Origin of the sequence: Flavobacterium polysaccharolyticum, from assembly GCF_038739875.1 — a bacterium.
In the GTDB taxonomy this organism is placed as follows: domain Bacteria; phylum Bacteroidota; class Bacteroidia; order Flavobacteriales; family Flavobacteriaceae; genus Flavobacterium; species Flavobacterium polysaccharolyticum.
In genome coordinates this window covers 62,906-73,328 of the sequence record NZ_JBCGDP010000021.1, presented here as the reverse complement: position 1 = coordinate 73,328, position 10,423 = coordinate 62,906, and the positions used below count along the sequence as shown (strand labels likewise).

General features: G+C 35.9%; 3 protein-coding genes. 1 reads left to right on the top strand and 2 read right to left on the bottom strand.

Annotated elements, in window-relative coordinates:
• Both WFZ86_RS17305 and guaB read right to left on the bottom strand, forming a co-directional pair.
• On the bottom strand, window positions 1-4,879 hold a 4,879-nt coding region (locus WFZ86_RS17305; protein WP_342693092.1), incomplete at its 3' end, for a beta strand repeat-containing protein.
• A gap of 1,369 nt (window positions 4,880-6,248) precedes the next feature.
• Window positions 6,249-7,721 carry an IMP dehydrogenase gene (gene guaB / locus WFZ86_RS17300; protein ID WP_342693091.1) on the bottom strand — a complete coding sequence of 491 codons (1,473 nt, stop codon included), beginning with the start codon at window positions 7,719-7,721 and terminating at the stop codon, window positions 6,249-6,251.
• A gap of 126 nt (window positions 7,722-7,847) precedes the next feature.
• Here guaB and WFZ86_RS17295 point away from each other — a divergent pair, with 126 nt between their 5' ends.
• Window positions 7,848-10,373: a cation-translocating P-type ATPase gene (locus WFZ86_RS17295; RefSeq protein WP_342693095.1), complete on the top strand. Its 2,526-nt coding sequence runs from the start codon at window positions 7,848-7,850 to the stop codon at window positions 10,371-10,373.
• Window positions 10,374-10,423: the final 50 nt, after the last annotated feature.

Below are 10,423 nucleotides of genomic sequence, written 5' to 3'. Positions count from 1 at the left end.
TTAATGAAGCGGCATCTAAACTATAGGTAATACCTGTTGAATTCGTAGCTGTGGTAGTAGTGGTTACTGCTCCTGCTCCTTGGCAACGGGTTGAAGTTGCTGGACTGAAGGCTGCAATACTTACTGTTGGGGTCACTGTTACTTCTTCTGTTTCAGTTAATTGTATTGAACAACTTGTCGTTGCATTAGTAGCCAATACATTAAAAGTAGTAGTGGCTGTTAAATTTCCTGTTGGTAAATTAATTGTTCCTCCATCTCCTGCTACGACTGTTCCTACATTGGTAGTTCCTGTACGCAATTGGTAATTAACACCAACAACCGAACTAGCAACTGTAATATTTGTACCCGTACCTGAACAGATAGGACTTGTTCCGTTTAATACTAAGTTAGATGCTGGCAATGGATTTACCGTTACCGTTGCTGTAGCGGTTAAGCTACGATTACAGCTGCCGTCGCTTACATTGCTTAAGTTTAAGGTGGTATCAGCCGTTACTCCTGTCACCGTAACAGCAACTGTGCCTCCTGCTCCGATGGTAGCGGTACCCGAAGCTGCTCCTGAATAGGTAACGGTATTCCCTGCTGTACCTGTTATGGTAAATATCGCATCAGAACCAGAACAAACTGGTGAATTAGATGATACGGTAGCTGCAACTGGTAAAGCATTTACCGTTACCGTTGCTGTAGCGGTTAAGCTACGATTACAGCTGCCGTCGCTTACATTGCTTAAGTTTAAGGTGGTATCAGCCGTTACTCCTGTCACCGTAACAGCAACTGTCCCTCCTGCTCCGATGGTAGCGGTACCCGAAGCTGCTCCTGAATAGGTAACAGTATTTCCTGCTGTACCTGTTATGGTAAATATCGCATCAGCACCAGAACAAACTGTTGAATTAGATGATAAGGTAGGCTCTTGAATAACACACAAATTCCCACTTGCAGAAGTTACCGTTCCACAAACAAAATTACTCTCGGTAATTACATCTCTATAATCGTAACCATTCATTGCTACGGTTGCTGCAGTAATAGTCAAAGTTGCAGTTGTAGCATTAGAATAAACACCCCCATTAGTAATATTTGTCCAAGAAGTTCCATTATCTGTACTAACTTGCCATTGGTGTTGTGTAACTCCTGAACCTCCAGAGACTGATGTAGAAAAGGTTGTATTAGTACCTGCAAGAATTGATACGTCTGCAGGTTGTGTACTTATTGTACTTGCAGTACCAGATGTAATAGCATTAGTATAACTACCCGTATAGGAAGCCGCTGGTAAATTAACAGTACCATTAGCATTTACTGGAGCAGTTGCTCCGCCTGTTTGACCAAATTGTTGCCCTGACGCTGCACTTGTAATATTATTATAATATTCATTAGCATCTGAACATACATCATTATCTGAATCTAAGTCTAATTCATTTGATATACCATCACCATCATTATCACATCCATATAAAGAACGTACTCTAAAATCCATTCCACGAGTTCTTGGATTTGTATTTGGAGTAACACCAATTGTTGTAGGTCCTGTTGCACCATAAACAAAATCTCCACTTGTGTAATTATCAAAACTTACTACTAATTTATAATTATTATCTCCGCTAGCACCATTAGGAACGTTGGTCACTCCATCTGCTTGGACTGGTCTGTAATAACTAAATCCTGTACCTGGTCCTCCTAACCCTGACAATCCTAAATCAAAACCTCCTCCTGTAATATTTGAACCTGGTAAAATTGAGGTAGTAGTCAATGCATTGGAAAATCCTGAGACCTCACCTAGTGTTGCATCACCATTGCCATCAATATCCTCAGATGAAATCTGTAATTTACCTATATTAACTGGTGTATATGGACCTGTTGTTGAAGCACCTGATCCAGCAGGAACAAAATCAACTCTATAAACAACATAAGGATTTGTTCTAGCAACAATAGAATTCAAATTAAAAGCCCCACCTGAAAGCTGTAATGTACCTCCACCAGATAACTGTAAAGAAATAATATTTACTATGGCATCATAGGTAATTCCTAATCTTCTAAGTGCATTTGCTCTGTAGAATCTATCACCAACAGCAATATTTGTTGTTCCCCCTGGATTGATTAAAGGAACTAAACTATTTAGATTTACTAAATTATTTGTACATTCCACAGTATCTAAAATCCCATCATTATCATCATCTAAATCCGATGAATCGTAAACTCCGTCACCATCACTATCTACAATCAAAACTGATACCGTAGCTGTAGTACAATTTGAAAGATTAGCAGTCTCACATATAGTATACGTTATAGTATATGTGCCTGGTGTTGTACCTGGCGCTATTGTCAAATTCCCATTAGCATCAATTGATAGTGGTCCATTAGTTACCGGAGTAACATCAGTATTTGTAGTAGTTACCACAACGCCATTTATAAAATCATTTTGTATAACTGAGCCACCAGCATCTGTAAACGAATCATTATTTGCACATAACCTATTGTAGATTACAGCATTTGTAGATAAACTTGATGTACAACTTGAAGCGTTTGTAACGGTAAAAGTATAGGTAATTCCTGCAGTTAAACCTGAAAAAGTAGTAGTTGTACCCGTACTAGTTACTGTTTCTCCACCAGGTGAAGCGGTAACCGTCCAAGTTCCTGATGAAGGCAAACCACTTAAAACAACACTACCTGTTGCTACTGAACATGATGGTTGAGTAATAGCGCCTACTACTGGAGCTGAAGGTGTTTGTGACGGACTTACACTAAAAGCACTTGAAGCATTAGATATACATCCACCTCCTCCTACAGTAGCAGTAACTGTATAAGAGGTATTTGGGGTTAAATTACTAATTACACCTCCAGCACCCACAGTAGGGCCGGCAGGTGTAAAAGTATAGGTAAATGAACTATCGTAATTTGTAATTGTAGCAGTTCCTGGACTAGCACAAGTTGCAGCACCTGTAGTCACTGTAGGTGCTACTGGAGGCGTACATGTTATTGTTATGATTAAATTAGCCGATGCTATATTACCAGAACCTGGAATATTATCACTAATTGAATACGGTATTGAATCTGTAAGAGTTTGACCAGACGTTAAAGCTAATACAGCTGGACTACTAGAGTTTAAAGTATAAGTATAACTACCATTAGCATAAATGATAAAAGTGCCATATGTTCCAGCAACAGGCACGCCTACATTGGTTGTCAAACCATTAACTAGTAAAACCCCAGAAGCCTCATCGTCTTGCCAAACCAAATCAGTTAACCCAGCTAGTTGTCCTCCTGGGTCAGCTGCGGTTACATTAGGACCATAATTATAATAAAATTCCAACTTGTCAATAGGACTATTAAATGAAATAGTCACATTACCATGGGCATCTGTAGCGGGAACACTACCCGTACCATAAAATGTATCTGAACCTGTTTGTTGTATTGAGCCTGCGACTTGCTTGTTGTAATTAACATTGGCTCCTGCCAAACTACCAAGGACTCTCATTTGATCTTGCCAAATATTAGTTTGATTAAAATCAATATCTGATAAGGCAAAGGAAATATTAGTAACAGGCTTACTAAAATTAATTGTTAGTCTATTATCTCCTGCTGGATTAACAGCTGGATCTGAAGCAAATAAAAAATAACCAGTATGTCCTCCATTTGTTCCAAAATTAACAGTTTGATTTAAAGCTCCAGCAACTCCAGCAGGTGTGTTTTGAACAAAAGAAACATTTACACCTCCTACAGTTCTTGTTGTTCCATTTACAGTAGCCCCACTTGTATATTGAGATTCCCAAACAAACAAAGATGTATTTCTATCCAGCTTATCCGACCCCAAACCACTATCATCAGAAATAACATTACCAGTAGCTACAGTACTGGTCCCTACAGTAACAGTATTAGTATTATTAGTTGCCACAGGTGGTTCTGTTACCCCATTTATAGTTACAGTCAAATAACCAAAATCAAAGTTACCTACATTATCTGTAACCTGATAAGAAATAATATCAGTAATTGAGTTACCATTCTTTAAACCTTTTACTGTAGCATTATTTACATCTACATTATATGAGTATGCACCATTACTTTGCACTGTAATAGTCCCATAAGTACTAGTATACACAGCTCCCACAGAAGATGTGTATCCATGTACTTCAGTAATCGTTCTTGCATCTCCAACTGTTGCATCAGTATCATTCGTTAGTAGATTCCCCGTTACAGCTGTTGCTGAATTTGCAGCAACAGCATTAGTATCATTAACAGCAACTGGATCACTACCTGTTGTTAATCTTGCATAAGCTGATAAAGTAGTATCAGGATCTGTAACACTAATCACTGCATATCGACGTGTATCCCCTATTGCAGGGTTCGTATGATTATAATACTGATTTCTTAACATTATTTCTAAATTATCAACCAGAATTGGTTGTCCAAAAACTTCTGTTATATCAAACACATTGGCAGTAGTATGTGATATACGCAAAGTATTGGTCCCCAAAACAATATCATAAGTAGTAGCAGAGGCAGTACTAATTTGATAAGTCCCTAATAGTGTTGTCCCAGCTGCATTGTATACATATAACACTTCATTAGCTGGGTTAGGCACTCCTGCTGGTACTCCATTAGTGTTTGATGAAAATGTAATTCTTGCACTAGTAGCCGTGCCAGTTGTGGTAATAATCTGATTATTAAAATTAGCTATAAAATACAATGAACCTGCTGCATTAACCAATACGTCATTATTGACACCTAGCGCTGGACCATTTAAATCAATGCTTGTAACAGCATATGTTGAGGCATTATTCCTCAACTTCTTATCAGGAAGAACTGAAGACTTCTTATTATTTTTCTTAGACTTTACTTTATCATAATCCAAAAAACGTTCTGACGTAATACTATCATTAGATAACTCCATTTCATTTGCGAACACAATAACGGTGCAGAAAAAGAAAAAAAGAAAAAATAGTCTTCTATTGCTAAATTTAATTAACCATTCAAAACTAAAAGGGATCGGAGTAAAGTTTATTTTCATAAAAAACAAGATTTATATTATAAAAATACAAAAAAAAACATAACTTATTGAAAAACAATATATTTATCTAACACAAAGAATATCTAAACATATACTATTACTTTTCACGACTTGACTTGATAAAATTTATTGACCTAATAAAAACAAAAAGTAAACCATTTTAAAAAACCATCATTAGCATTTAAAAAACTATTCATGAATGATATCACAAATAGCGTATTAAATTGTTTTACTATCACAATTACAAAAGGCTAAAAAGAAACAAGAAATACACGCTAAGCCTTTCAAATAGTAGAACAGGCATTAAATCAAGATAATTGGGATATATAAAAGAATAGCGTAAAATAAATAGTAACTTGTTTACTTAAAAAAACACAACAGATTTAAACAACTGTAATGAAAAATTCCAAAAATTGGAATATAGTCCAAAAAACAAACTGTTATACCATAAAAATTAAGGTAGGAAGCAAAACGAAACTATTGGCACTATACTAGCTACTGGATGTTCCTAAATGAACAAATTCACTCTATTGAGGATTTTAATTTAGTAAAGCTTACTTTAGCTATCGGCTGTATTTGGTTTGCTAATAGTTATGTCTCTTATTTGAGCAATAAAAGTCATACACACCAAAGTAGTTGAAGTATTAGTGAAAGAAATTGTATTACAACAACTTAAACTACATGTCTCAGCGCTATAAAGATGTAAACTTGTAACAGAATTGTATGAATTAACAGTTGCTGTTTTTTTTGTTTGGTATATTTTTTTATCACTCGTAAAAACTAATATAAATAAGAGCATAAAAAAAAACACTTTTTTCATGAAAAGAAAAGTAGATTTGTTCATAAATATGGCTTTTATTAGTTAGACTTAAAACAAAAATATCTTTTAAGATTTTGAAAAACATGAGCACTCTTAGCACTACTTTTTTAACAAAATGTAAAAAAATTAATCCACTATTTATTCAAAGTTAATCAATTAATACTGTAATTAACTACAAATCACTTATTTAGAATCATTCTATTAATAAATCGACAAAACAAACATAAAGCCGACGAAATACATATTATCGGCAATATTTCAAGTGAAATCAAAAGCAAAAAAATAAAAGCGCAAGAATTATACGAATAATTTACAGATTAAAAATTAAAAATTAATCCAAAAAGCAGGTGGTATGAAATCAAAAAAGCAGTAACAAAATACTTTGCTACTGCTTTAAAACTATAAATGTAAAATAAATATATTTCTTACTTTTTATCTAGAATAATTAGGTGCCTCTTTTGTAATCGTTACGTTATGAGGATGACTTTCATTAATTCCACTTGCTGTGATTCTAACAAAACGACCTGTTTCTTTTAAAGTTGGAATGTCTTTTGCTCCGCAATATCCCATACCTGCACGAAGTCCTCCGATAAATTGTTGCATGCTTTCGTTCAACTCTCCTTTGTAAGGTACACGCCCCACAATTCCTTCTGGCACCAATTTCTTAACATCATCTTCCACATCTTGGAAATAACGATCTTTTGATCCTTCTTGCATGGCTTCAACAGAACCCATTCCTCTATATGATTTGAATTTTCTTCCTTCAAAAATAATCGTTTCTCCAGGAGATTCTTTAGTACCAGCTAATAATGAACCTAGCATCACACAATCAGCTCCTGCAGCAATAGCCTTAGGAATATCTCCAGTGTAACGAATTCCTCCATCGGCAATTACAGGTACACCAGAACCTTTGATAGCAGCAGCAACTTCAAGCACTGCAGAAAACTGAGGAAAACCTACACCAGCTACAATACGAGTCGTACAAATTGATCCAGGACCAATTCCTACTTTTACCCCATCAGCTCCACTTTCAACCAAGTACTGTGCCGCTTCTGGTGTTGCAATATTACCAACAATAACATCAATTTGAGGAAATTTGGATTTCACTTCTTTTAATACATTAACCACTCCTTGAGTATGACCGTGAGCAGTATCAATAATAATAGCGTCTACTCCAGCATGAACCAAAGCCTCGGCTCTTTGTACTGCATCTCCAGTAACACCAATAGCAGCCGCTACTCGTAAACGACCATAAATATCCTTGTTAGCAATAGGTTTTTGAGTCAACTTAGTAATATCTCTAAAAGTAATTAAACCAACCAACTCGTATTTATCATTTACAACAGGTAACTTTTCAATTTTATGTCCTTGCAATACCACTTCGGCTTGTTCTAAAGAAGTTCCTTCAGCAACAGTAATCAAATTATCTTTAGTCATTACTTCAACAATAGCTCTTGCCGTATTTTTCTCAAAACGCAAATCTCTGTTAGTAACAATTCCTTTCAATATTTTGTTTTCATCAACAATTGGAATACCTCCTATGCCGTATTCTTTCATTGCCATTTTAGCATCGGCAACCGTAGAAGTCAACGGCAAAGTAACAGGATCGATAATCATTCCTGATTCCGCTCTTTTCACTTTTCTTACTTTGGCTGCTTGCTGCTCAATAGTCATGTTTTTATGCAACACCCCAATACCTCCTTCTTGAGCCATAGCAATAGCCATAGCACTTTCAGTCACTGTATCCATAGCGGCAGATACAATAGGTACATTTAAAGTTATGTTTCTTGAAAATTTGGATTGAATACTCACTTCGCGAGGAAGAACGCTAGAGTAATTGGGAACTAATAATACATCATCGTAAGTTAAACCTTCACCGATAATCTTGGAATTGTGTGCTTTCATGGTGCAATTTCTAGTTGAATTGCGTGCAAATATAGACAATCTTAAGCAAAAAAACACCTAATCTTTACATTTATTGCCTAAATTGCAGGAATTGGAACATTTGCCTGTACTTATTAAACAGACAAAATCCAACAAACAACTTCTACCATCATGTCTGAATCCAATATTACTACAATTCAAGGCCTTTCTTCTAATGAAGTCATTGCCTCAAGAGCCAAAAACGGTACTAACACTACTCAACATCAACAAAAAAATAGCTTTTTACACTCTGTTTTAGATTTGATCAAAGAGCCCATGTTTTTACTATTGCTCACCGCTACGAGTGTGTATTTTGTAACCGCAGATTACAATAATGGAATCTTCATGCTTTTTGCCATCTTTTTGGTTGTATCAATTTCTCTATTCCAAGAATCCAAAAGCAGAAATGCTATCGCGGCATTATCGAAATTAACGCAACCCAAAAGCAAAGTCATACGAGAAGGTGCTGTGGTTGAAATTCCGAGTGAAGAAATTGTAGTAGGCGATTATATACAAACAGAAGAAGGAACTTTTGTTCCCGCCGATGGAATCATCATCCAATCCAATGACTTTTCGGTTAATGAATCCATATTAACTGGTGAATCATTATCAATTTTTAAAAGTGAACAGAGCGAAGACAAACAAGTCTATCAAGGAACCATCGCTGCAAGCGGATTAGCTATTTGCCAAGTTACCGCAATTGGCAGTAAAACACAATTGGGTAAAATCGGCAAAAGCTTAGATAATATCACCGAAGAAAAAACACCATTACAAATTCAAATCAGCAATTTTGTTACTTATATCTCGCTATTAGGCTTAGTGGCTTTTGGTGTAGTTTGGGAAATTAATTATTGGAATTCAAAACTATTTTTAGACAGTTTACTTAAAGCATTAACACTCGCTATGAGTATTATTCCGGAAGAAATCCCAGTAGCTTTTACCACTTTTATGGCACTTGGTGCTTGGCGATTACTTCGAATGGGAATTATTGTAAAGCAGACTAAAACAGTAGAAACTTTAGGAAGTGCCACCGTAATTTGTACTGATAAAACAGGCACCATTACCGAAAACAAAATGAGTCTTGCGGAATGGTTTACTATTGATGCCACAACTGTTGCGGCAAACCATCCCAATTTAAACCCCAAAGAACAAGAACTGATTAAGGCAGCAATGTGGGCGAGCGAACCCATTCCTTTTGATGCTATGGAAATAGCATTGCATGACGCCTACACCAATTCCATTGCAGCAGACGATCGTCCACTCTATAAAATGATTCACGAATATCCTTTGAGTGGAAAACCACCCATGATGACGCATCTATTCGAAAACAAAGAAGGAGTACGAATTATTGCTGCCAAGGGAGCTCCAGAGGCTATAATTGTCTGTTCAAAACTATCTGAAACTGAAAAAGAAAAAATCAACACGGCTTTTCTCGCTATGACAAAAAAGGGATTTCGAGTGTTGGCCGTTGGAACAACTGATTTTAATGGAACAAATTTCCCTAAAACACAACAAGAATTTGAACTAGATTTCAAAGGGCTAGTCGCTTTTTATGATCCTCCAAAAAAGAACATCAAATCAGTTTTAGAAACTTTTTACAATGCTGGAATCGCTGTAAAAATAATTACAGGCGACAATGCCGAAACCACAGCAACAATTGCTCAACAAATTGGCTTTAAAAACCCTGAAAAAATTATTAACGGAGACGAACTAATGACAATGAGTCCCGCTACATTGAAAGAAAAAGTAATGGAAACAACTATTTTTACTAGAATGTTTCCAGAGGCAAAACTCAAAATCATACAAGCGCTAAAAGACAATAATCAAATTGTAGCTATGACTGGTGATGGCGTAAACGATGGGCCGGCGCTAAAATCAGCACACATCGGAATTGCTATGGGCAAAAAAGGAACAGAAATTGCCAAACAAGCCGCGAATTTAATTTTGGTTGACGATGATTTTTCTAAAATGACAGACGCCATTGCTATGGGAAGAAAAATCTATATGAATCTAAAAAAAGCCATTCGATATATCATCTCGATCCATATTCCCATCATTTTAATTGTGATTATACCGCTAGCTTTAGGTTGGGTCTATCCTAACATTTTTTCACCAGTACATATTATCTTTTTAGAAATGATCATGGGCCCAACCTGCTCAATTATTTATGAAAACGAACCCATGGAGCATAATCTTATGACCCAAAAACCAAGACCGCTGACCACCACTTTTTTTAGTTGGAAAGAAATCACCATTAGCTTAATTCAGGGACTATGTATTACGGCAGGAGTATTGGCTATTTATCAATTTTCTATTAAAAGTAATTATAGTGAGAATACTACTCGAACTATGGTATTTCTGACTCTGATTCTTTCGAATGTGTTCTTGACATTAGCCAATCGCTCTTTTTATTATTCGGTGCTAACCACTTGGAAATACAAAAACAATCTGGTCGTACTGATTATCGGCATCACACTTTTGCTCACAGCGTTATTGCTTTTTATCCCACCATTATCTAAATTTTTCTTTTTCGACACCATTACTTTACTTCAAATGGGATGGTGTACTCTTACGGCAGTAATTGCAGTGCTTTGGATCGAAATCTATAAATTCTTCAAAAGAAGAAAGAGCTAAAAAGTATAAATTCTAAGTAAAAAAATCCCAAATTCCAACTATGCTTTTTG

Excerpts from the sequence above, each read along its gene's own strand:
- guaB (WP_342693091.1), bottom strand. The coding sequence starts at position 7,721 with ATGAAAGCACACAATTCCAAGATTATCGGTGAAGGTTTAACTTACGAT.